Source organism: Rouxiella badensis (assembly GCF_026967515.2).
GTDB classification, from domain to species: domain Bacteria; phylum Pseudomonadota; class Gammaproteobacteria; order Enterobacterales; family Enterobacteriaceae; genus Rouxiella; species Rouxiella badensis.
This window is the reverse complement of the sequence record NZ_CP114062.1, coordinates 2641287-2664280: the sequence shown is the minus strand read 5'-3', so window position 1 is coordinate 2664280 and position 22994 is coordinate 2641287. Positions and strand designations below refer to the sequence as shown.

At 54.5% G+C, this 22994-nt stretch carries 16 protein-coding genes; 5 read left to right on the top strand and 11 right to left on the bottom strand.

What is annotated here, in order from left to right:
* Positions 1–137: 137 nt before the first annotated feature.
* From O1V65_RS12320 to O1V65_RS12305, 4 genes are all read right to left on the bottom strand, one after another.
* Positions 138–1592, bottom strand: a complete 1455-nt coding sequence (locus tag O1V65_RS12320) for a DUF2867 domain-containing protein (RefSeq protein WP_084912740.1) — start codon at positions 1590–1592, stop codon at positions 138–140.
* Positions 1593–1678: 86 nt separating this feature from the next.
* Complete coding sequence (gene ltaE / locus O1V65_RS12315) at positions 1679–2692, bottom strand: low-specificity L-threonine aldolase (RefSeq protein ID WP_269129763.1); 1014 nt, start codon at positions 2690–2692, stop codon at positions 1679–1681.
* 121 nt (positions 2693–2813) lie between these two features.
* Positions 2814–4535 carry a ubiquinone-dependent pyruvate dehydrogenase gene (gene poxB / locus O1V65_RS12310; RefSeq protein ID WP_269129762.1) on the bottom strand — a complete coding sequence of 574 codons (1722 nt, stop codon included), beginning with the start codon at positions 4533–4535 and terminating at the stop codon, positions 2814–2816.
* Between the two features lie 110 nt (positions 4536–4645).
* On the bottom strand, positions 4646–5545 hold the full coding sequence (locus O1V65_RS12305) for a LysO family transporter (protein WP_017491722.1): 900 nt from the start codon (positions 5543–5545) through the stop codon (positions 4646–4648).
* A gap of 133 nt (positions 5546–5678) precedes the next feature.
* Between O1V65_RS12305 and O1V65_RS12300 the strand changes: the two genes are divergently transcribed.
* Positions 5679–7457, top strand: a complete 1779-nt coding sequence (locus tag O1V65_RS12300; RefSeq protein WP_017491723.1) for an ATP-dependent nuclease — start codon at positions 5679–5681, stop codon at positions 7455–7457.
* Between the two features lie 209 nt (positions 7458–7666).
* Here the strand turns inward: O1V65_RS12300 and O1V65_RS12295 are convergent, their stop codons facing one another.
* Positions 7667–8611, bottom strand: a complete 945-nt coding sequence (locus O1V65_RS12295; RefSeq protein WP_026110506.1) for a VirK/YbjX family protein — start codon at positions 8609–8611, stop codon at positions 7667–7669.
* 292 nt (positions 8612–8903) lie between these two features.
* Complete coding sequence (gene cspD, locus O1V65_RS12290; RefSeq protein ID WP_017491725.1) at positions 8904–9125, bottom strand: cold shock-like protein CspD; 222 nt, start codon at positions 9123–9125, stop codon at positions 8904–8906.
* Positions 9126–9539: 414 nt separating this feature from the next.
* On the opposite strand from cspD, the gene clpS reads away from it, so the two are divergent.
* Complete coding sequence (gene clpS / locus O1V65_RS12285) at positions 9540–9860, top strand: ATP-dependent Clp protease adapter ClpS (RefSeq protein WP_017491726.1); 321 nt, start codon at positions 9540–9542, stop codon at positions 9858–9860.
* A 27-nt stretch (positions 9861–9887) separates the two neighbouring features.
* Positions 9888–12167 carry an ATP-dependent Clp protease ATP-binding subunit ClpA gene (clpA, locus tag O1V65_RS12280; protein ID WP_017491727.1) on the top strand — a complete coding sequence of 760 codons (2280 nt, stop codon included), beginning with the start codon at positions 9888–9890 and terminating at the stop codon, positions 12165–12167.
* A gap of 182 nt (positions 12168–12349) precedes the next feature.
* Here clpA and infA read toward each other — a convergent pair whose 3' ends face one another.
* From infA to trxB, 5 genes are all read right to left on the bottom strand, one after another.
* Positions 12350–12568, bottom strand: coding sequence for a translation initiation factor IF-1 (gene infA / locus O1V65_RS12275; RefSeq protein WP_002211347.1), 219 nt, complete (start codon positions 12566–12568; stop codon positions 12350–12352).
* A 100-nt stretch (positions 12569–12668) separates the two neighbouring features.
* Positions 12669–13397 (bottom strand): leucyl/phenylalanyl-tRNA--protein transferase, encoded by a 729-nt coding sequence (aat, locus tag O1V65_RS12270; RefSeq protein ID WP_017491728.1) that lies wholly within the window; start codon positions 13395–13397, stop codon positions 12669–12671.
* 78 nt (positions 13398–13475) lie between these two features.
* Entirely contained in the window at positions 13476–15140 is a 1665-nt protein-coding gene (gene cydC, locus O1V65_RS12265) for a heme ABC transporter ATP-binding protein/permease CydC (RefSeq protein WP_337251911.1), read from the bottom strand.
* Positions 15137–16909: a heme ABC transporter permease/ATP-binding protein CydD gene (gene cydD, locus O1V65_RS12260; protein WP_269129761.1), complete on the bottom strand. Its 1773-nt coding sequence runs from the start codon at positions 16907–16909 to the stop codon at positions 15137–15139. The genes cydC and cydD overlap by 4 nt, the downstream gene beginning before the upstream one ends.
* Before the next feature lie 247 nt (positions 16910–17156).
* On the bottom strand, positions 17157–18125 hold the full coding sequence (gene trxB, locus O1V65_RS12255) for a thioredoxin-disulfide reductase (protein ID WP_017491731.1): 969 nt from the start codon (positions 18123–18125) through the stop codon (positions 17157–17159).
* A 603-nt stretch (positions 18126–18728) separates the two neighbouring features.
* Here trxB and lrp point away from each other — a divergent pair.
* Together lrp and O1V65_RS12245 are read left to right on the top strand one after the other, a co-directional pair.
* On the top strand, positions 18729–19223 hold the full coding sequence (gene lrp / locus O1V65_RS12250; RefSeq protein WP_009636652.1) for a leucine-responsive transcriptional regulator Lrp: 495 nt from the start codon (positions 18729–18731) through the stop codon (positions 19221–19223).
* Positions 19224–19349: 126 nt separating this feature from the next.
* Positions 19350–22880, top strand: coding sequence for a DNA translocase FtsK 4TM domain-containing protein (locus tag O1V65_RS12245; protein WP_269129760.1), 3531 nt, complete (start codon positions 19350–19352; stop codon positions 22878–22880).
* Positions 22881–22994: the final 114 nt, after the last annotated feature.

Sequence of the window (22994 nt, the reverse complement as noted above, 5' to 3'; positions counted from 1 at the left end):
GTTGCAGTCGGTCTCTAAACAGACCCCTGGCAAATAGGCGGCCATTCTTTCTCGAATTTCAACGCTATGCAATGAGAAACAGGATAACTTGTGACGCTGGCCGGTGCGTTTGCCTGCAAAATAGACCGGCCGCTTTTTCAGTGACCGCGCCGGTCTTTTTGCCGCGCCAGACTGGCTATTCTTTTCGCCATGCCGCGAAAAAGGAAAAGGTGCGCAGGCATCATTGCATACCAGTAGCACAGACCGCGCGCGCCGGCCGGATGCCACCAGGCGCTAATGTCGAGACTGCGTCTTTCGCCGTGGTCTTTCAGCGTAAACGTCAGCCTGCCCAGCCCCGGAGCCTTCATGCCGAACAATAGGGTCAGTGATTTTTCTGATACCTTGCTGATAACCTTCCAGCCATCCACGTTGTCCCCGACCGAAAGTGTAGCCTTCGCGGGCCGACCCGGTGGTATTTTGTTGCCTAACAGCCGATCGATTCTTTGATGGAAACGCCACAGCCCTGGAGCAAAGAAGAACCCTTCCTCACCGCCCAGCTGTTGAATAACCCACCACAGACCGTTGAGTGACGCCGAGGTCTCGAGACGGAATCCCACCTGTTTGGCATAGAAACCGTAACCCTTGCGCCAGCGGCGGTGTGCGTCCGGATCATTGCCCCACTCAGGGGTGTTCAAAACGCTTTCCTCCTCTTGCGCCAGCGCCAGATTAATCGCCTCGTCAATTGAGGTCAGCGGCTGAGGTAGAAGCTGGCGCAGGGCATCGCTGTCGGAGGGCAGGTCCTGCTTCAGGCCTTGAATCAGCGCCCGAACCAGCGGCGTTGGCACCGACGTCAACAGGCCGAGAAACGCCAGCGTCAGCAGCTGCGTGGGCAGAGGGATCGGCACCAGCCAGCGGCGTTTGCCGCTCAGCGCGATAAAACGCTCCATCAGCTGACGATAGCTCATGTATTCCGGTCCGGCGGCGTCAAAAATACGATGCGCGACGCACGGATGCTCGATGAGCCCATTGAGGTAGTAGAGCAGGTCGTTGAGGCCTATCGGGGACGAGTGTTTTCTTACCCATCTTGGCGGAGTCAGGACCGGCAGGTTGTAAATCATGTCGCGCATCACCTCAAATGCCGCAGCGCCCGGGCCAATGACGATGCCCGCCCGCAGCTCGGTGACCGGAATAGGGCCCAGACGGAACAGGTCACCGGTCAACTTGCGTGCCTGCAAATGCGGTGAAAAGGGCTTCTCCGGCTGCATTGAACCGAGGTAGATAACGTGTTTGATCGAGGAGTCTTTGAGTGCCAGCAGGGTGTTCTGCGCCGCTTGACGCTCTTTCTCGAACAGATCCTCGTCATCACTCATGGCGTGTACCAGATAAATCAGCACGTCAGCGCCTGCAAACGCATCGCGCAGGCTGGCATTGTGGTATACGTCGGCAAAGCAGCAGCGCACGCCCGGCCATTTTTGCGCGACTAACCAGTCTCGGCGTCTTGCGGCAGCGGTAACCTTATAACCCTGCTGAGTCAAATAGGGGACAAGGTGTTGGCCGATGTAGCCGCTGGCGCCGAGAACGACGACGCGGGTCTCTGCGTTGAGTGTTGGCATCTTCCATTTTGCTCTTTCAGTGTGAAGAAAAGCGCCCGCAGACGGAGAGCGACGTCCCTGCTTCCATTCGGTCTGCGGGCAGCGTATTACGCCTGATTAGTCAGAAAACGTTGCCATAAATCGACAACCTTCTGTAAATCCTGACGGCTGATATTGATGTGAGTGATGATACGGGTCAGCGGACCTGACGAGATTATCACGCCGTGTTCGCGCATCCATGGGCCCAGCTTCGCCGCCTGTTCCGCTGACTGACGCACATAGAGAATATTGGTCTGCGCTCCGGGGGCGGCGATCTCCAGCCCAATGCCGCGCAGCTGCTGCTCGAGCCATTTGGCATTATCGTGGTCTTCTTTCAGGCGCTGGACGTTATTTTCCAACGCATAGATTCCCGCCGCCGCCAGAATCCCCGACTGACGCATGCCGCCGCCGGTCATTTTTCGCCAGCGATTGGCGCGATGAATGTACTCTTTACTGCCCACCAGCAAGGAGCCTACGGGCGCACCGAGCCCTTTCGACAGGCAGAGGGTCAGGGTGTCGCAATAGCGGGTAATCTCACTCAGCGGCACGTCGAGTGCGACGGCGGCATTCATGATGCGCGCGCCATCGATATGTAACGCCAGCCCTTTTTCACGCGTGAATTCAAAGGCCTTTTTCAGATACTCCAGCGGCAATACCTTGCCACTGTGGGTGTTTTCTAGGCTTAGCAGGCGGGTACGTGCGAAGTGAATGTCGTCAATTTTGATAGCTGCTGCGACTTTGTCGAGGGGAAGGGATCCGTCGTCGGCCATGTCCAGCGGCTGTGGCTGAATACTGCCGAGTACCGCTGCGCCTCCGGCCTCATACATATAGTTGTGTGCTTTTTGGCCAACGATGTATTCATCACCGCGCTGGCAGTGGGTCAGCAGGGCCACCAGGTTGGCCTGAGTGCCGGTGGGGAGAAACAGGGCGGCCTCTTTGCCTGTCAACTCACAGATCAGTGCCTGAAGGGCGTTGACGGTCGGGTCATCGCCATACACATCATCGCCTACCTCGGCCTGGTACATGGCCTGACGCATAGCCTCATTTGGGCGCGTAACGGTGTCACTGCGTAAATCGATCAACGTTGCTTCCTCTCACTCATGGCCTGAACTTTGGGGGGTGAAAAGGGGCGATATACGCCCCTCGGTGGAATATTCTTTCCACTATATACCTATAAATATGCGCAATGCGGAAGGGTTTTCTTCAGCGTAACCAGTTGGTTTTAGCCAATTCAACCACTTCATCGCCGCGACCATTAATAATCGCGCGCAGCATGTAGAGGCTAAAGCCCTTGGCCTGCTCCATTTTGATCTGCGGCGGCATCGCCAGCTCTTCCTTGGCGGTGATGACATCAATCAGCACTGGACCCTCGTGCGCGAAGGCCTCTTGCAGCGCGGCATTAAGCTGCGAAGCCTTTTCGACACGAATACCTTTAATACCGGAGGCCTCGGCAATAGCAGCGAAACTCGGGTTCTCCAGCTCGGTGCCGTCGGTCAGATAACCGCCGGACTTCATCTCCATTGCCACGAATCCCAGCGAGCTGTTGTTGAAAATGACCAGCTTGACCGGCAGTTTGTGCTGGGCGATGGAGAGGAAGTCTCCCATCAGCATGGCGAATCCGCCGTCGCCGCACATCGCCACCACCTGTCGATTTCTGTCGATAGCCTGCGCGCCGATAGCCTGTGGCATGGCGTTGGCCATTGATCCGTGATTGAAGGAGCCCAGCAGGCGGCGTCTGCCGTTCATTTTAAGATAGCGGCAGGCCCAGACGGTTGGCGTGCCAACGTCGCAGGTAAATATCGCGTCATCGGCGGCATACTCGCTAATCTGTTTAGCCAGGTACTGTGGGTGAATCGGCTGCTTGTCGTTGAGGGTCGCCAGGTCGTCAAGCCCTTTGCGCGCTTCTTGATAGTGTTTTAGCGCCTTATCCAGAAAACTGGCGTCGGTTTTAGCCACCAGGCCGGGCAGCAGGGCGGCGAGCGTAGATTTCACGTCTCCCACCAGGGCGACATCAACGTGGCAGTGTGAGCCGATGCTGCCCGGATTGATATCAATCTGAATGATTTTGGCATCGGTCGGGTAGAAGGCGCGATACGGGAACTGAGTGCCGAGCAGGACCAGCGTGTCGGCGTTCATCATGGCGTGATAACCGGAAGAGAAACCGATGAGACCGGTCATGCCGACGTCATAAGGGTTGTCCCATTCGACGTATTCCTTCCCGCGTAAGGCATGCACCACCGGCGCTTTCAGCGTTTCGGCAAGCTTGACTACCTCCTGATGGGCACCCGCACAGCCGCTGCCGCACATTAGCGTAATATTGGAGGAGCCGTTTAGCAGTTCGGCGAGCTTTGCAATCTCTGAACCCTGCGGTTGGACTACCGGCGGCAGCGGTTGATACCACTGCGTGCTGGCCTCTTCAGGCGCGGGCTTGAGGGCGACGTCGCCCGGCAGCACGATAACCGAGACGCCTTTGTCGAGAATCGCTTTACGCATCGCGATGGCGAGCACCTGAGGCAACTGCTCCGGGTTACTTATTAGCTCACAGTAATGGCTGCATTCGCGAAAGATATCGGTTGGGTGTGTTTCCTGAAAATATCCACTGCCTATCTCGCTGGAGGGAATATGCGCAGCGATGGCAACCACCGGCACGCGGTTGCGATGACAGTCGTAAAGCCCGTTAATCAGATGCAGATTGCCCGGTCCGCACGAACCGGCGCAGACCGCAAGCTTGCCGGTAATCTGCGCCTCGGCACCGGCGGCGAAGGCCGCGACCTCTTCGTGGCGGGTGCCAATCCACTCGATAGTGCCCATACGGTTAAGGCTGTCGCTCAGGCCGTTAAGCGAGTCGCCGGTCACGCCCCAAATTCTTTTTACGCCAGCTTCTTCGAGCGTTTTCGCGATAAATGCCGCTACGGTTTGTTTCATGAATCCCTCCGGTGTTTTTAGATTTTTCAAGCCGCTGAGAAATTTTCTGCGGTATCAATAAATTTAAAACTTCTGGAGGTAAGCATAGACGATAAGATTTTATCGGCGTTTCAGGATGAAAATACCGCCATCAGGACGGGGGCGACCAGGCTGAGCACAAACCCATGCACCACGGCGGCGGGAACCATGTCCAGCCCGCCGCTGCGCTGAAGCACTGGCAGGGTGAAATCCATCGAGGTCGCACCGCACAGGCCCAAAGCCGAGGAGCGGCTGCTGCGCACCAGCGTGGGGATGAGCATAATCGCGCACAGCTCGCGCGCCAGGTCGTTAAAGAAGGCCGCGCTGCCAATCACCGGTCCGAAAGCATCGGTCAATACAATGCCGGAGAGCGAATACCAGCCGTAGCCGGAGGCCATCGCCAGCCCGGTTTTCAGCGGTAATCCCAACAGCAGTGCAGCGAGCAGTCCGCCGCCGAGCGACGTTGCGCCGACCACGGTTGCCACCATCATTCCGCGGCGATTAAGGATTATCTGACGCAGCGTCAGGCTGCTATTGCCCAGCTGGATGCCGACAATCACCAGCAGAAAGATCAGCGCCGCCTCGCTGGCTTCGCTGGCATAGGTGAGCCAGTGCCACTGCGTTAGACCCAGCAGAAAGCCGCCGACCACGACGCCACACAGGCGCAGTGAGTCGAGCGCCATGCCGAGCCGAGAGGGCAGTTTTTCCTGACGAAACTGGGTTTTCCACGGCTTACGACGTTCGAGCAGCCACAGGGCAATCAAATTGACGGCAAAAATACAGACGAAAAAAACCGCCGTGTATTTGAAAATCATCAGTAAATTGGCGCTTAGGTTATCGAGAAATGCCAGGCTGACGCCCATGATAAAAAGGATCACATACACCATGGCGCTCAGCAGCCTGTCGACCGTGTGCAGCAGGCGGCGGTTTTTAACCGGAATGAGGTAACCGAGGATTAGCGGGACTAGAATAATTAACAAGCCAGAGTACATTTTTAACAGAGTCCATTCGTTATTGTGATAATTCGAAGTATTGTAATAATGGTAAGCATTGTAACAGCGCCCTTTTTTATAGCCATGCTCAACGCGGGAACCGGACCAGAAAATAGTCGCACGGGAGGTGCCAATGTATCTTGAGCATATCGATATTGTCGGTTTTCGGGGGATTAACCGTCTCTCGCTGACCTTGACCCAGCCAGACCGGCGTGGGGTGGCGCTGGACTCGCTCCATGAAGAGCGTGGACAGGCCAATTTGGGCACTATTAACACTAACACCGTTCTGTTGGGGGAAAATGCGTGGGGTAAATCGAGCCTGCTTGATGCCCTGACGCTGTTGTTATCGCCAGAGCCGGAGCTTTACTGTTTTCAGGAACAGGATTTTCATTTCCCGGCCGGTGAACAGCAGGAAAAACAGCGTTATCTTCACGTCGTCTTCACCTTCTGTGAGAACCAGCCAGGCAATCACATGTCCCCGCGATTCAACCCACTGTCACCGCTCTGGGTGCGCTGCGAAGATCGTCTTAATCGCATCTATTATCGGCTTGAAGGTGAGATGGACAACGACGGCAGTGTGGCGACGTGGCGATCGTTTCTGGCCGCCAACGGGGAACCGCTGGCGCTCAGTACCATTGATCCTCTGGCCAAAGTGTTGATCAAACTCCATCCTGTTTTACGCCTTCGCGATGCGCGTTTTGTTCGACGGATCCGTAAGGAAGATCTTGCGCCGCAGTTGCAGCAGGATGCCGGTAAAATGGCCAAGCAACTCGACGAACTGACGCGCAGCCTGATCCATAATCCGCAGGCGTTGACCAATGCCGAACTGCGGCAAGGTCTGGCGGCGATGCAACAGCTGCTCGAGCACTACTTTGGGATGAACAGCATTACGCAGGGCGGAAATTCTGCCGTCGACGAGCGTAATCGAAGCCGTCAGTCCTGGCAGCAAAAGCGCCACGGCAGGGCGGAGAGCCGTCAGGCATGGCGATCGCTGAATAACATTAACCAGATGATTGCTGAACCTAACAGTCGCAGTATGCGCGTGATGCTGCTGGCGATGTTTTCGACGCTGCTCCAGGCCAAGGGGTCGGTTGCGCTGCATCCCGATGCGCGCCCACTGCTGCTGATTGAGGACCCGGAAACGCGCCTGCATCCGATCATGCTTTCTGTGGCGTGGGGGCTGCTCGAACAGCTTCCCCTACAGCGCATCACTACCACCAACTCGGGCGACCTGCTGTCGCTGGTACCGGTCGAGCAGATATGCAGATTGGTGAGGGAGTCGGGCAAGGTCGCGGCATACAGCATTGGGCCACAGGGCATGAGCTCTGAAGACAGTCGCCGCATCGCGTTTCATATCCGCTATAGCCGTCCTTCGTCGCTGTTTGCACGCTGCTGGCTGCTGGTGGAGGGGGAAACCGAGGTCTGGCTGTTGAACCAGTTGGCACGCCAGTGTGGCTATAATTTTGAGTCGGAAGGCATCAAGGTGATCGAGTTTGCACAAAGCGGGCTTAAGCCGCTGCTGCGTTTTGCTCGTCAGATGGGGATTGAGTGGCACGTGCTGGTGGACGGCGACGAAGCGGGCAGAAAATACGCCGCAACGGTGGCCAGTCTGGTAGAGAATCACGACGATATTCTGCGCGACCGCTTGACGGCATTGCCAGCGCTGGACATTGAAAACTATCTCTATCGCAATGGTTTTGAAGACGTCTATCGTCGCGCGGCGGGAACGCCGGAGCACGCTCCCATTTCCGCACGTCATATCATCGAAAAGGCGGTGCACCGCAGCTCGAAACCGGATTTAGCCATCGAGGTAGCGATGTCGGCGTCGGGGCGGGGTAACAGTGCGGTACCGTCGGTGTTAAAGCAGATGTTTTCGCGAGTGGCATGGCTCGCCCGTGGGCGTGCCGACTAATAGCCTTCGTCCTTGGCGCTGCCACGGCGTTGGCTGCGCGCGCTTACCCCAGTTACTGACTTGTGTCAGCTCCTGGGGATGCGCTTACTTGCCGCCTTGTTGCAGCACCAATGACTTGGCTATGGCCTTCTTGCCTGGCGCTGCCACGGCGTTGGCTGCGCGCGCTTACCCCAGTTACTGACTTGTGTCAGCTCCTGGGGATGCGCTTATTACGCGAATTTACCGCGGATTTGGGTCTCCATTTCGTCGAGCAACTGGTAGCGGCGTCGATATTCGGCGCGCTTTTTGCTAGCGATTTCGTCCAGCGATTTATGGCTCACCTGCGGTGGGAAATGGAAATAACCCTCGGGATGACGATGTGCGCCTAGCGTCTCCCAGAAGGCGTCATAATCGGCAAAGACAAACTGTTTACGTTTGTTATAGCGCGGGCTTTCGTAGATATGAGTTTGATTCCCCACGGCAAGCACCTGCGACATATTTAGTTTCTCGGCAATAAGCAGCACGGCTTCCATTAATATCCGTTTTGGAAACAGGCCATGGCAGGCTTTGGTCGCAGTTTGAATTTGCTGATGTTCGACCTGTTGGCCGGGTCCCTGCAATGCCCCGATAAATAACGTTGACTGTTTCTTATAATCAATCAGTGCAAAGGTAATATTCGCCAGCGGGATACCCATTTCATTATTAAACATAAGGGTAACTTCCCCTTCTTTGTCTAAATGATGATTAGCATTCATGCTGATAGAATAAGCATTGTCGTCTTTGCCAATTATCGTTGCCAGCGTCAGAGAATCTTTACCCAGATGCCCAATCTGCATCGTAATCGGCATGCGATCGCGCATATAGCGGTAGTGATCGCGCAAACCTTTGACGTGCTGTTCCCGCGTCATATTCACCGCCAGATAAGGGCGATGGACCTTGCAGGGCAGAGTAGGCTGTGCCATCAAGATCTCGTCTTTAAGCGGATGAGATGCGATGTCATTCATCAATTTAAGGGTCGAACGTGGATAAACCAGGCAGCGCGCCAGAAACTTTATGCGATAGAAAGGTTTGCTCCACATCTTACCCGGAATAAATTGCCCGGTAATTAATGAGGATATTAGTGCGACGCCAGACTGTGCTCTAACGCGAGAAGCCGGAAAGCTTAAGATTGACATGTTCGGTAACCAATAAATGATATTGGAACCATTTGAACAGCTAGATTTTAAACCAGATAACAACGGCACTATGGGCTAAAATATATCTTAGCGGATTGTTTATAGATGGTTTACGTTGAAACGGATTAGTCTGAATGACGAGAATATTAAACAAAAAATAAATTTTTTTGATGGCAAAGCTTGAACCTGCGAATGTTATCCCCCATAAATAAAATACCAGCCAATGAGTGACTGGTATTTTATAAAGTTTGCAGGATTGTCTTCGGTTATCACCCGGGGTTGAGTGGGGTCGTTAGGCGACCACTTCAGTTTCCAATGGAATGATAATGCTTGCATGGTTTCCTTTGGGGCCTTCATGAACGTCGAAACTGACCTGCTGTCCAGCTTTGAGTGTTCGGTAACCCTCCATTTTAATCGTGGAGTAGTGCGCGAAGATATCTTCACCTCCGCCCAAAGGACAAATGAAACCAAAGCCCTTGGCATTATTGAACCATTTAACAGTACCCGTCTCCATGCTCTCACATCCCTCTCATGACTATGGTCGAAGTAATAGTTAAAGAGATAAAGCCTGAATTTACGCGTGATGATGCTGAAAAATACGCGAAAAAGGGGATGAATAACAGCTCATCCGGCTTATAAATTTACACTCTAGTGTATTACTCTTGGACGTCAAGAGATGGCTATTTGTCTAACGCTAGCAGTTCATCAAAGTTTGAAGCAGGTAACGATATTGAGATTTTTTAGGCAAATTTTGCGTCGATCGGGCAGAAAAAATTCCTATTTTATGTCCTTCGGCAAGGATGACTAAAAAATGATAAAATGGTTGGAGTAATCTAGTGACCATGATGAGAGGCGAGGTTAACCCTTTCGGCATGTGTCGAATCAACCTTATCCAACAGATATCAAATGTAAAGGTAGTGGACAGGCGATGGGCGACAATCAAAGTTGGCAAAATTTCGAACATTTGGCGGCAGACAAACAAAAGGATGAGCTAAAACCGCCATCTATGTATAAAGTTATATTAAACAACGACGATTACACACCAATGGAATTTGTGATTGACGTACTGCAAAAGTTCTTTTCTTATGATATTGAACGTGCAACGCAACTGATGCTTACTGTGCACTATAAGGGCAAAGCCGTATGCGGCGTTTACACCGCAGAAGTGGCCGAAACCAAAGTTGCACATGTGAATAGCTACGCTAAGGAGAACGAGCATCCGTTGCTGTGTACGCTGGAAAAAGCCTGATTAAGGCAATCTATTTGGGAGGTGCCTATGCTCAATCAAGAACTTGAACTCAGTCTCAATATGGCTTTCGCAAGAGCCCGCGAGCACCGGCATGAGTTTATGACCGTCGAGCACCTGCTGTTGGCGTTGCTTAGCAACCCTGCAGCTCGTGAAGCGCTTGAGGCCTGTACGGTCGATTTAGTGGCCTTACGTCAGGAATTGGAAGCCTTCATCGAACAGACCACACCCACTTTACCCGCCAGTGAAGAAGAGCGTGATACCCAGCCTACGTTGAGTTTCCAACGTGTGCTACAGCGCGCCGTTTTCCATGTGCAGTCTTCAGGCCGAAGTGAAGTTTCCGGCGCTAACGTGCTGGTTGCCATCTTTAGTGAACAGGAATCTCAGGCTGCTTATCTGTTGCGTAAGCACGATGTCAGCCGCCTTGACGTGGTGAATTTTATCTCCCACGGTACGCGTAAAGACGAAGCGAGCCAGGCTCCGAACAATGCGGAGAACCCGGTTAACGAAGAGCAGTCGGCAGGGGAAGATCGTATGGAGAACTTCACCACAAATCTTAACCAGTTGGCGCGCGTTGGTGGAATCGACCCGCTGATTGGCCGTGATAAAGAACTGGAACGCGCTATTCAGGTGCTGTGCCGTCGCCGCAAAAACAACCCGCTGCTGGTGGGGGAATCCGGCGTAGGTAAAACGGCAATTGCCGAAGGCCTTGCATGGCGTATCGAACAGGGTGACGTGCCGGAAGTCATGGCTGACTGTACGCTCTACTCTTTGGATATCGGTTCACTGCTCGCAGGAACCAAATACCGTGGCGATTTCGAAAAACGCTTCAAATCGTTGCTGAAACAGCTTGAACAGGACAAGAACAGCATTCTGTTCATCGATGAGATCCACACGATCATCGGTGCGGGCGCTGCGTCCGGTGGGCAGGTTGATGCGGCTAACTTGATCAAACCGCTGCTTTCCAGCGGTAAGATCCGCGTAATTGGTTCAACGACTTATCAGGAGTTCAGCAGTATCTTTGAGAAGGATCGCGCGCTGGCACGCCGTTTCCAGAAAATCGATATTACCGAACCTTCACCTGAAGAGACGATTCAGATAATCAACGGTCTGAAAACCAAATACGAAGCGCATCACGACGTACGTTATACCGCTAAAGCGGTGCGTGCTGCGGTTGAGCTGTCGGTTAAATACATCAACGATCGTCATCTGCCTGACAAGGCGATTGACGTGATTGACGAAGCTGGCGCGCGTGCCCGACTGATGCCGGTGAGCAAGCGCAAGAAAACCGTCAACGTCAGCGATATTGAAAGCGTGGTTGCCCGTATTGCCCGTATTCCAGAGAAAACCGTGTCAGCTACCGACCGTGACGTGCTGAAAAACCTCGGCGATCGCCTGAAAATGCTGGTATTCGGACAGGATACTGCGGTTGAAGTGCTGACCGAAGCCATCAAGATGAGCCGTGCCGGTCTGAGCCAGGACCGCAAGCCTGTCGGGTCCTTCCTGTTCGCGGGGCCAACCGGCGTCGGGAAAACCGAGGTTACGGTGCAGCTGGCGAAAGCGCTGGATATCGAGCTGCTGCGTTTCGATATGTCGGAATACATGGAGCGTCACACCGTGAGTCGTCTGATCGGTGCACCTCCAGGATACGTTGGCTTCGATCAGGGCGGTCTGTTGACCGATGCGGTTATTAAGCATCCTCACGCCGTCGTGCTGCTCGATGAAATCGAGAAAGCGCACCCCGATGTCTTTAACCTGCTGTTGCAGGTCATGGATAACGGGACACTGACCGACAACAACGGCCGTAAAGCTGACTTCCGCAACGTGATACTGGTGATGACCACTAACGCCGGTGTGCGTGAAACAGAGCGTAAATCGATTGGTCTTATCCATCAGGACAACAGTCCTGACGCAATGGAAGAGATTAAGAAAGTGTTTACCCCTGAGTTCCGCAACCGTCTGGACAACGTGATTTGGTTTAATCACCTGTCCCCTGAGGTTATCCAGCAGGTTGTCGACAAGTTCATCGTCGAACTGCAGGCACAGCTGGATGCAAAAGGGGTGTCGCTTGAAGTTAGCGATGAAGCTCGCGACTGGTTGTCTGTTAAAGGATATGACCGCGCGATGGGGGCTCGTCCAATGACGCGTATCGTTCAGGAAAACCTGAAGAAACCGTTGGCTAATGAACTGCTGTTTGGTTCACTGGTTGACGGGGGATCGGTCTCTGTGGCCCTTGATAAATCGGCCGACAAGCTGACCTATCACTTTATGAGTGCGCAGAAAATCAAGGAAGAGGGCGCGGTGCACTAAGCAACGTTGTCTGAAGCTGTAAAATGAAAAAAGGCGATGGAAACATCGCCTTTTTTACGCCCGGCTTTCACCGGATTGCGGAAACCACAAAACGCCCTCGCCAACATTCATTGCTGAAAGTGGGAAGAGCGAAATGGGGCAACCTCAGGTATCGCGAGATAAATCAGCGATGAGTGAGCCTATCAGCGGCTACGGAAGACAATGCGGCCTTTGCTCAGGTCGTACGGGGTCAGCTCTACAGTGACTTTGTCGCCCGTCAGGATGCGGATGTAGTTCTTGCGCATTTTACCGGAGATGTGTGCGGTGACCACGTGTCCGTTTTCTAATTCCACGCGGAACATGGTGTTTGGCAACGTATCCAATACGGTGCCCTGCATTTCAATGTTGTCTTCTTTGGCCATCGAGTCCTCTAGGTGTTACTACCATAGTTTTTAACCGGCAAGATAATGCCGAAAAACCCACATTATGTAAAGAATTGTTGGCGTTTTCCGCACTCATTCCCTATTCCTTTAGGAGGGATGGCAAATCAACGTCATGTGGGGGTAAGTCTTGTGGCAACCAGCATCCCGGCGTCAACTGTTGTTGGGAAAGCCTGGATAACTGCTGCAAAAATTGGCGGCGTGGGATCTCTCTCGCACCCAGCGACGCAGTGTGAGGGTTGAGAACCTGACAGTCAATCAGTTCTCCGCCATTACGGGTAAAATATTGGCAAAAAGTCATTATTGCGCACTTGGAAGCGTTCAAACGGCGGCTAAACATCGACTCTCCGCAAAATAATCCACCTACCGCAACGCCGTACATTCCGCCCACCAGTTCATCGCCCGACCACACCTCTATGGAGTGCGCCTGTCCCGCTTTATGCAGTTGCAGATAGCCTTCTTTGACCAGCGGCCCAATCCATGTCCCTTCGCTTCGCTCTTCGGCGCAGGCCGCAATAACCTGTTCGAACGCATGGTTCAGCGTATAACGATACTCGGTCTGGCGCAGAAAACGACGCAGGCTGCGGCTGATATGGCGCTCTTCTGGAAACAATACTGCACGCGGGTCCGGGGACCACCAGAGAATAGCCTCACCCGGCTCGAACCAGGGAAACACACCGCTAAAGTAGGCCGACAGCAGGCGAGTAGGGGTTAAATCGCCGCCTATCGCCAACAGGCCGTTTGGCTGACGCAGGGCGGTTTCCGGGCTGGGAAAGCCGACAGTATTGGGTGAGAGCTGCACCAAACGCATAAAATTCCTAATCGTAGGGGAGCTGTAGCTCCCCGTAAACGCGAAAGATAATCTACTGATTATAGATGAGGTTGGGGGCTAAAGGTGTCCTTCGATGCGACCTGCGCTCATTTTACAAATGCGGTCCATCTTGTCGAGGCCTGCAAGTCGGTGCGTAATCATCAGCAGGGTTTTATTCCGACCCAGCGTCTCAAGCAGAGCAAGGATATGGCGTTCGGTTGCTGCGTCCAGCCCTTCCGTCGGTTCATCGAGGATCCACAGTGGCGCATCGTGGAGCAGCGCGCGCGCCAACCCAAGCCTGCGCTGTTCGCCGCCGGAGAGTTGGCGACCGCCTTCACCAAGCCAGGCGTTGAGCCCGTCGTTATCGAGGAGATTGCCCAATTCAACCTGGCGTAATACTTCGGCAAGACGTTCGTCGTGGCTCGCGGGCGCGGCAAGCAGCAGATTATCCCGCAGTGTGTTGTTGAAAACGTGCACCCGCTGGCTTAGAACGCTCACCATGCTGCGCAAGTTAGATTCTTGGTATTCCATTAATGAAACGCCGTTAAGCAGTATACGGCCTTCCTGAGGGTCCCAGGCGCGGGTCAACAGCTGTGCCAGCGTGGATTTGCCGCAGCCTGTCTTACCCAGCAGCGCCACATGCTCCCCGGCGCGGATGTCCAGACTGATGTCTTCCAGCACCGGCAAGGGTTGATTGGGATAGGCAAAGCTCACTCCCTGAATCGAAATGCTGGCCTCAGGCAACACGGATGCGCCCGTGACAGGAAACACCACGGCGGGCCGCTGGCTAACAATCTGCGTCACCCTTTCGGCAGAGGCCATCACTTGTCCGAAATGCTGGAAGGCTCCGGCCACCGGCCCAAGCGCCTCGAAGGCCGCCAGCGGCGTGAAGACGAACAGGGCCAATAACGCACCCGGCTCAGGCAGCGATCCCACGCCGCCTGCGGCCAGCCACAGCAGCAGACAAAGCGTCAGGCCAGATGCGGCAATCATCAACGCCTGTGAGAGCGCGGAAAGTTTAGCCTGCTGAGCCTGACGGTTAAGCCAGCGTCGTTCGATATCATCAAGCTGTTGCCTGCGCGGCGACTCAACGCCATAAATCACCAGCTCGGACTGACTTTGCAACCATCCGCCAAGCTGGGTGCGATATTCAGCGCGAAGCTGAGTCAGGTCGCGGCCGATAGGTTGGCCCGCACGGTAGAATATAATCGGCAGTAGCACTAGCAGTGCCAGCATAATTCCGCCGAGGGTAAGCGCTAACTGCAGGTCGAGATAGCTCAGTCCGAGGGTTACCCCCACAATCACTACCAGCGCAGCAGTCAGCGGCGAGATGACGCGCAGATAGAGGTGATCAAGCGTATCGACGTCGGCCACCAGTCGATTGAGCAGTTCAGCCTTTTGAAAGCCAGCCAGTCCACCTGGAGAAAGCGGCAGCAGGCGGCTGAAAGTAAACACCCGCAAATGTGCCAGCACGCGGAAGGTGGCGTCGTGGCTTGCCAGCCTCTCGGCATAGCGCCCGGCGGTGCGAAATATTGCCGCGCCGCGAACCCCGGCCGCAGGCAACATGTAGTTAAAACTGTACAGACCAGCGAGTCCGGCAAGCGCTGAAGCGGCAAGGAACCAGCCCGACAGGCTGAGCAAACCGATGCTTGCCAGCAGGGTGATTATGGCGAGCACAACGCCCAGCGCCATGCGCACCCAGTGGCGGCGATACAGTGCAAGATAGGGCAGCAAAATTTTCATGACCGCGTCTCCTGACTCCGCTGGGCAAGCAGTCTGGCAAAAGGCCCCGCCTGAGTGCTCAGCTGCTGGTAACTGCCTTTTTCGACCAGCAGACCGTTGTCCATCACCCACACCTCGTCGTACTGCGCAGCCTCTTCAAGGCGATGAGTGACCAGCAGCGTGGTTTGCTTTTTAGCCGCCGCGTTGAGTGCGCTCATCACGCGAGACTCGCTGTCTGCATCAAGGCTGGCAGCGGGCTCATCGAGCAACAGGAGCTGACAGGGGGAGAGCAGGGCACGAGCCACCGCGACGCGCTGTGCCTGTCCAACCGACAGGCGAGCCGCATCTTCGCCGACAGCGGTATCAAGGCCTTCCGGCAGGCGCGGCAGAAACTCGTCAATGTATGAGCGTGCAATGACCTCTTTAAGCAGTGCTTCGCTGGCATTCGGCTGACCCAGCAAAATGTTTTGGCGCAGCGTTTCTTCGGGCAGATGCGGATTTTGCCCCACCCAGCTTATTTGTTGCCGCCATTGCGTCGCGATGATGTCTTTCAACTCCTGCCCATTGACGTGAAGCTGCCCTTGATACGGCATAAAGCCGAGTAGGGCATTGAGCAGAGAGCTTTTGCCGGCACCGCTGAGGCCGACAATCGCGATACTGCGTCCTGCGGGTACGCTGAAGTCCAGCGGGCCGGCAATTTGCTGTCCCTGTGGAGAGAAGATTCGCAGCCCCGCGGCCTCGAGTGCGACCGGGCCGCTGCTTTGCCAATGCTGGGTACCTTTCATCGGCTGTTCTGCTTCGGCGGTCAAGAACGTCAGCAGGCTTTCTGCTGCCCCAACCGCCTGTGCCTTGGCGTGGTAAAACACCCCGAGATCGCGCAGCGGCTGGAAGAATTCTGGGGCCAGGATAAGCACCAGAAATCCGGCGAACAGGGTCACTGGTGTGCCGTAATGACCAAAGTCGAGTTCGCCGAGATAGGAGAAGCCAAAGTAAACCGCCACGACGGCAATCGAGATCGAGGCGAAAAACTCCAGCACGGCGGAGGAGAGAAACGCCAGTCTCAGCACTTCCATCGTTCGCGCGCGGAAGTTCTCGGTGGACTCCTCAATTTGGCGGATTTCGGCGTCGGCGCGGTGAAACAGGCGCAGCGTATCCAGGCCGCGCAGGCTGTCAAGAAACTGCCCGCTAAGCCTGGCCAGTGCCTGAAAGTTGCGGCGGTTGGCATCGGCCGCCCCCATGCCCACCAGCGCCATGAAAAGGGGGATTAGCGGCGCCGTCGCCAGCAAAATTAGTGCAGCGGCCCAGTTGATCGGGAAAAGGCTAACCAGAATCAGCAGCGGAATAATACCCGCCAACGCTATCTGCGGCAGATACCGTGCATAGTAGTCGTGCATGTCTTCGATTTGTTCGAGGATGAGCGTCGCCCAGCTTCCTGCTGGTTTGCCTTTGATCCACGCCGGGCCGAGCACGTGCAGGCGGTCCAATACCAGCCGGCGCATCTCCTCACGGATAACGCGACCGCAGACAAAGCCGACCTGTTCGCGTAGCCAGGTCACCCCTGCACGCAGCAAAAAGGTCAATGCTAAAAACAGGAAGCTTTGCCACAGCGTCTCGCGCGGCGTGTGGGTGATGATCAAACTGTGCAGCAGCCCCGCCAGCAGCCAGGCCTGCGCTAAAACAAGCAGACCAGACAACAGGCCAAGCATCATGGAAAGGTGGATCCAGCGCTTTGCTCTCGCACTTTGTTGCTTGAGCCAGCGGATTAACTCTTGTTGCCGTGTTTTGTTCATCCCAGATTTATTCATCCCAGATAAGGCGAATGCAGAACGCATAATCTCAAAAAGCACTGTGAGAGTGCGATTGTCCTTTGTTTTCCGTGTTGGCCGGAAATCCCGCACATTCTACAGGGTCTTTATGGCGCTGAACACACCCGACTTTTACAAAAAAATGCTGCATTTACAAACAAAAAAGGCGACCCGAGGGTCGCCTTATGCTTAGCAGATCAGAACGTTTAACATTCACTGCCAGTGCGTAACATTATTCGACGTTAGCCTGTGCTAAACCGTCGAGATAACGTTCTGCGTCCAGCGCAGCCATACAGCCCGTTCCGGCAGAGGTGATTGCCTGACGATAGATATGGTCCATCACGTCGCCTGCGGCAAAGATGCCCGGAATGCTGGTCTGGGTCGCGTTGCCCTGGATACCTGACTGCACTTTGATGTAGCCGTTTTCGAGCTCAAGCTGACCGCCGAAGATGCCGGTGTTCGGGCTATGGCCGATGGCGATAAACATACCGGCAACGTCCAGACTGCTGATTTCACCGTTGTGTACGTCACGCAGGTTGGCGCCGGTTACACCCATCTCGTCGCCGACAACTTCTTCAAGCGTCTTGTTGGTGTGCAGCACGATTTTACCGCTGGCAACTTTGTCGTGCAGACGGTCAATCAGGATTTTCTCGGCGCGGAAGTTCTCGCGACGGTGAATCAGGTGTACTTCAGACGCGATATTAGCGAGATAAAGTGCTTCTTCAACGGCGGTGTTGCCGCCGCCGACCACCGCGACCTTCTGGTTGCGATAGAAGAAACCGTCGCAGGTTGCGCAGGCAGAAACGCCGCGACCTTTGAAGGACTCTTCTGAAGGCAGACCGAGGTAGCGTGCCGATGCGCCTGTCGCGATGACCAGCGCGTCACAGGTGTACTCTTCGCTGTCACCGAACAGACGGAACGGGCGAGTCTGGAAGTCGACGCGATTAATATGGTCAAAAATGATTTCCGTATTAAATTTTACCGCGTGCTCGTGCATACGTTCCATCAGGCCTGGTCCAGTTAAACCTTCAGGATCTCCCGGCCAATTTTCCACTTCCGTGGTGGTGGTCAATTGACCGCCTTTTTCGATGCCGGTGATGAGAACCGGCTTCAGGTTGGCGCGCGCAGCATAAACTGCGGCGGTGTAACCCGCAGGGCCGGAGCCTAAAATCAATAACTTACTATGTTTTACTGTACCCATGGGAAATTCATCTCCGTGATGGCGAACTACGTGATGATAGGGATTGTAGGGAAAAGTGCGGCGTAAAAAAAGCATACTCCGATGTTGTTAGCGATTTGTCTGATAGTTTTTACCTGTAATCGCAGGTAAAAATGATTTTGGTATGAGTTTCTCTTTTTACTTTTGTTATTGTTCAATCTGAAAAGACAGCGAAAAAGGACGTTGAGGGTTTTCAATCTGGCACGTTCTTCTGATTTTGCTTCTTTTGCTTTGACAATCCGCTGTGCATTTGCGAAAACATCTAGGTAAGAAGAAATTAAACGCCAGCTTGTGTCTCAAAATTACGCAATGTGATGCCGGTTTACCCGTTGTGGGTATTGCAGTGTTCACTTTTTAGACATCGGCAGCTACGAGTTTAGGTTTTATTGCGCCTAATTAGTCACTTAGCGTTATTTCTTTTTTTGGCTTCACTAAAAAAATTCGTTTTCTTCTGACAGGGGCAAGACGTCTTAAGGTGAGTCGCAACCTATAAAAAACAGGTCTTCGCTTAGGATAAACCCTTATTACATTGAAGTTGGTTAGGGTATGGCAAGTGCATGGAAGGACATCAGAGAGATAATAATAATGGTAGATAACAAGAAACGTCCGGGAAAAGATCTCGACCGCATTGACCGTAACATTCTTAATGAGCTGCAAAAGGATGGCCGGATCTCTAACGTTGAGCTTTCCAAGCGTGTAGGTTTGTCGCCTACGCCATGTCTGGAACGCGTTCGTCGTCTGGAACGTCAGAATTTCATTCATGGGTACACTGCGTTGCTTAATCCACACTATCTGGATGCTTCGTTGCTGGTTTTCGTTGAGATTACCCTCAACCGTGGTGCACCGGATGTGTTTGAGCAATTCAATGCAGCAGTACAAAAACTAGAAGATATTCAGGAGTGTCACCTGGTTTCTGGGGACTTCGACTACTTGTTGAAAACCCGTGTACCTGACATGTCTGCTTACCGTAAACTGCTGGGCGAAACGCTGCTTCGTTTACCTGGCGTTAACGACACCCGTACCTACGTGGTAATGGAAGAAGTGAAACAGACTAACCGCCTGGTCATTAAGACTCGGTAAGTAAAAGGTACAGGTGCAAAACCTAATTAATTTAGCTACACTCCTGTGTATCCATACAGCTCTGGCGTCGGGAACTTTTCTCGGCGCTATCGCTATTTCAGTTCACAGGAACCTGGAGAGCCTTTCTTGAGCCAGGAATATACAGAAGATAAAGACGTTACCCTGAAAAAACTCAGCAGCAGCCGCCGTATTCTGGAGGCCTTGCTGGTTGTGGTAGCGGTGTTTGCTGTTTACCTTATGGCAGCACTACTCAGTTTCAATCCGTCCGACCCGAGCTGGTCTCAAACCTCTTGGCACGGTCCTATCCATAATTTGGGTGGCGGTGTCGGAGCTTGGATGGCCGATACGCTATTCTTCATTTTTGGCGTGTTGGCGTATGCCATTCCGCCAATCATGATCTGCCTTTGCTGGGCCTCTTTCCGCCAGCGAGACAGTCAGGAATATATCGACTTTTTCACTCTGTCATTACGTCTGATAGGGACGCTGGCGCTCGTTATTACGTCATGCGGTCTTGCGTCACTTAACATTGATGACCTCTATTACTTCGCTTCTGGCGGCGTGATAGGCAGTCTGCTGGGCACAGCCATGACGCCGTGGTTCAACAACGTAGGGGGCACGCTGGTGCTGCTTTGCGTGTGGGCCGCCGGTCTGACGCTGTTTACCGGCTGGTCATGGCTGACGATCGCCGAGAAAATTGGCGGCGCGGTGCTAGGGGTGACCACCTTTATGACCAACCGCTCTCGCCGTGACGACGACTACGACTACGACGATCGCCATGACCATGACGATCCGCTGCTTGACGACGAAGAACATCCTGTTCGCGCGCCGGTTTCCGCTGCGCCAGCGGTTGCTGTGTCTGCCGCCGCTCTGGCTGCCGAAGACGATGACGTCCTGTTCTCCGCGCCTTCAGTGCACGGCACGCCGGTCGCACCTCAGGCCGCTGCAGCGGTTAATGCTGCGCCGCAGTCTGAGGTTGAGCCGGTCGCCCCTGTGCATCAGGAACCTGCTGCCGTCACGCCGGCACCTGTGCAGCCACAGGCCCCGGTACAGCAGTATTCATCTGTTCAACAGGTCTCTGTGCAACCTTTACCCGTGCAACAGCAGGCACCGACGCCGGCTGTCAACGATGCGCAACAGCCTGGACATCCAGAAACGCCACCGCTTTACAGCTTCGAATTGCCGGAAGAAACGCCTGCACCGAGAAACGTTCAGCCTTCCGCGACTTCTCGTCGCTTTGATGAGCCGCAGTTGGGCGACTGGAATCAGGTCACTGAACCGCATCACGAGCGTTCACCGTTTGATTTCAATGCTGCCCCAGAAGTGGCGAGTATTGCCGCAACGGCGGCGCTGGCAACCGGTTTGGCGCAGGCAGGGAAATCTGCCGCCGCCGAGGCTGGCAATACCTTTATGCCCGCGTTCAGCGCAGTCAGTGATGAGAATCCGCAAATCAAGAAAGGCTTCGGCCCTGAGCTACCTCGTCCGAATCCTGTCAAGCTTCCAACGCGCCGTGAGCTAGCTTCCTATGGCATCAAGCTGCCGTCGCAACGTATCGCCGAGCAGCAGGAGCAGGAAGCCGCACGCCGTGCGCAGGAAGCACAGGTTCAGCAAGAGCAGGCTGCATCCCACTCGGTTGAGGACCAAGAGGCGATGCAGGAAGCCGCGCTCAGGCAGGCATTTGTCGATCAACAGAATCAGCGCTACGGCCAGACCGAGAGCCAGGCTTTCGAACAGGCAAGCGAAGAAACAGTAGACGATGAAGATGCGCTGTTACAGGCTCAACTGCGTCAGGAATTTGCCGCACGTGAGCAGGCGCGTTACCAAACTGCCGAACCTGAGCAGGCGCACGTTCAGCCTTATCAGGAGACCACTTTCCGTCAGGAAGTGCCTCAGTACGATCAGGCTGCGCGCGTGAGCCCGGTGTCGAGCCAGAATATTAGCACCCACGACGCCTTCAATTTCTCTCCGATGGCTGATTTGGTTGACGATACGCCGGTCGAGCCGCTGTTTACGCTCTCTCCGCAGGTTGATGAGTCAAGGCAACCTTCTGCCTACAGTCAAAGTGCACCTTCTGCGCCGATTGAGACTTCGCAGCCCGTCGAGCCGCAGAAACCGCAGATGGACAGCCTAATTCACCCTGCGTTGATGCGTAACGAGCATCCTGTCAGCAGACCGACCACGCCATTGCCAAGCCTTGATCTCCTGACCTCGGCCCCGGCAACGGAAGAACCGGTCGACATGTTTGCGCTTGAGCAAACGGCGCAGCTCATTGAAGCCCGTCTGAATGACTATCGCATCAAGGCCGAAGTGGTCGACAAGCTGCCTGGCCCAGTCATCACCCGTTTCGAACTTGATCTGGCACCGGGCGTAAAAGCGGCACGTATTTCAAACCTGTCTCGCGACCTCGCACGTTCACTGTCTACCGTGGCCGTACGTATCGTCGAGGTTATTCCAGGCAAGCCTTACGTCGGCCTGGAGCTGCCAAACAAAAAGCGTCAGACGGTTTACCTGCGCGAAGTGCTCGATTGCCCGCAGTTTAAAAACGATCCCTCTCCGCTGACCGTGGTACTGGGTAAAGACATCGCCGGAGAACCGGTGGTGGCAGACCTCGCGAAAATGCCTCACCTGCTGGTAGCCGGTACTACGGGTTCGGGTAAATCGGTGGGCGTTAACGCCATGATCCTCAGCATGCTGTATAAGGCCACGCCGGAAGACGTGCGCTTTATCATGATCGACCCGAAAATGCTCGAGCTGTCAGTGTATGAAGGCATCCCTCATCTGTTGACCGAAGTGGTCACTGATATGAAAGATGCCGCTAATGCGCTGCGCTGGTGTGTCGGTGAGATGGAGCGACGTTATAAGCTAATGTCGGCGCTTGGCGTGCGTAACCTTGCCGGTTACAACGAGAAGATTAAAGAAGCGGAAGCGATGGGATGGCCAATCCCTGATCCATTCTGGAAGCCTAGCGACAGCATGGGTCACGAGCCGAGAAAGCTCGGGAAAGAACCGTTTATCGTCGTGCTGGTTGACGAGTTTGCCGACCTGATGATGACCGTAGGTAAAAAGGTCGAAGAACTGATTGCTCGTCTGGCGCAGAAAGCGCGTGCGGCGGGTATTCACCTGGTTCTCGCGACCCAGCGTCCTTCGGTTGACGTTATCACCGGTCTAATCAAGGCAAATATCCCAACCCGTATCGCCTTTACGGTCTCGAGCAAAATCGACTCGAGGACTATCCTCGATCAGGGCGGCGCGGAATCATTGCTGGGGATGGGTGACATGCTTTATATGGCCCCTAACTCATCGATTCCTATCCGCGTTCACGGCGCATTCGTTCGCGACCAGGAAGTGCACGCGGTCGTTCAAGACTGGAAAGCGCGCGGGCGTCCTCAATACATCGACAGCATTATCAAGGGCGGTGAAGAGGGCGAAGGCGGCGCGGCCGGTTTGGAGGAGGGCGAGGAGCTTGACCCGTTATTCGATCAGGCCGTGGAGTTTGTGGTTGAAAAACGTCGTGCATCGATCTCCGGCGTTCAGCGTCAGTTCCGCATCGGGTATAACCGTGCGGCGCGAATCGTTGAGCAAATGGAGGCGCAGTCTATTGTCAGTGCACCGGGACACAACGGTAACCGTGAAGTTCTTGCACCGCCTCCTCACGAATAAGTGGGGAGTTCTCAAGGGCCGCGAATGCGGCCCTTGGCTATTTCAGCAAATGCAAAGAATCGTAAAAGCTAACCTTCTCAGACGATTGAGCTATCGAAGCGTCCCTTGCTTCGC

Excerpts from the sequence above, each read along its gene's own strand:
- aat (WP_017491728.1), bottom strand. The coding sequence starts at position 13,397 with ATGCGTTTGGTGCAGCTCTCACCCAATACTGTCGGCTTTCCCAGCCCG.
- clpS (WP_017491726.1), top strand. The coding sequence starts at position 9,540 with ATGGGCGACAATCAAAGTTGGCAAAATTTCGAACATTTGGCGGCAGAC.
- cydC (WP_337251911.1), bottom strand. The coding sequence starts at position 15,140 with ATGAAAATTTTGCTGCCCTATCTTGCACTGTATCGCCGCCACTGGGTG.
- O1V65_RS12320 (WP_084912740.1), bottom strand. The coding sequence starts at position 1,592 with ATGCCAACACTCAACGCAGAGACCCGCGTCGTCGTTCTCGGCGCCAGC.
- infA (WP_002211347.1), bottom strand. The coding sequence starts at position 12,568 with ATGGCCAAAGAAGACAACATTGAAATGCAGGGCACCGTATTGGATACG.
- O1V65_RS12305 (WP_017491722.1), bottom strand. The coding sequence starts at position 5,545 with ATGTACTCTGGCTTGTTAATTATTCTAGTCCCGCTAATCCTCGGTTAC.
- poxB (WP_269129762.1), bottom strand. The coding sequence starts at position 4,535 with ATGAAACAAACCGTAGCGGCATTTATCGCGAAAACGCTCGAAGAAGCT.
- clpA (WP_017491727.1), top strand. The coding sequence starts at position 9,888 with ATGCTCAATCAAGAACTTGAACTCAGTCTCAATATGGCTTTCGCAAGA.
- cspD (WP_017491725.1), bottom strand. The coding sequence starts at position 9,125 with ATGGAGACGGGTACTGTTAAATGGTTCAATAATGCCAAGGGCTTTGGT.
- lrp (WP_009636652.1), top strand. The coding sequence starts at position 18,729 with ATGGTAGATAACAAGAAACGTCCGGGAAAAGATCTCGACCGCATTGAC.
- cydD (WP_269129761.1), bottom strand. The coding sequence starts at position 16,909 with ATGAACAAAACACGGCAACAAGAGTTAATCCGCTGGCTCAAGCAACAA.
- O1V65_RS12295 (WP_026110506.1), bottom strand. The coding sequence starts at position 8,611 with ATGTCAATCTTAAGCTTTCCGGCTTCTCGCGTTAGAGCACAGTCTGGC.
- trxB (WP_017491731.1), bottom strand. The coding sequence starts at position 18,125 with ATGGGTACAGTAAAACATAGTAAGTTATTGATTTTAGGCTCCGGCCCT.
- O1V65_RS12300 (WP_017491723.1), top strand. The coding sequence starts at position 5,679 with ATGTATCTTGAGCATATCGATATTGTCGGTTTTCGGGGGATTAACCGT.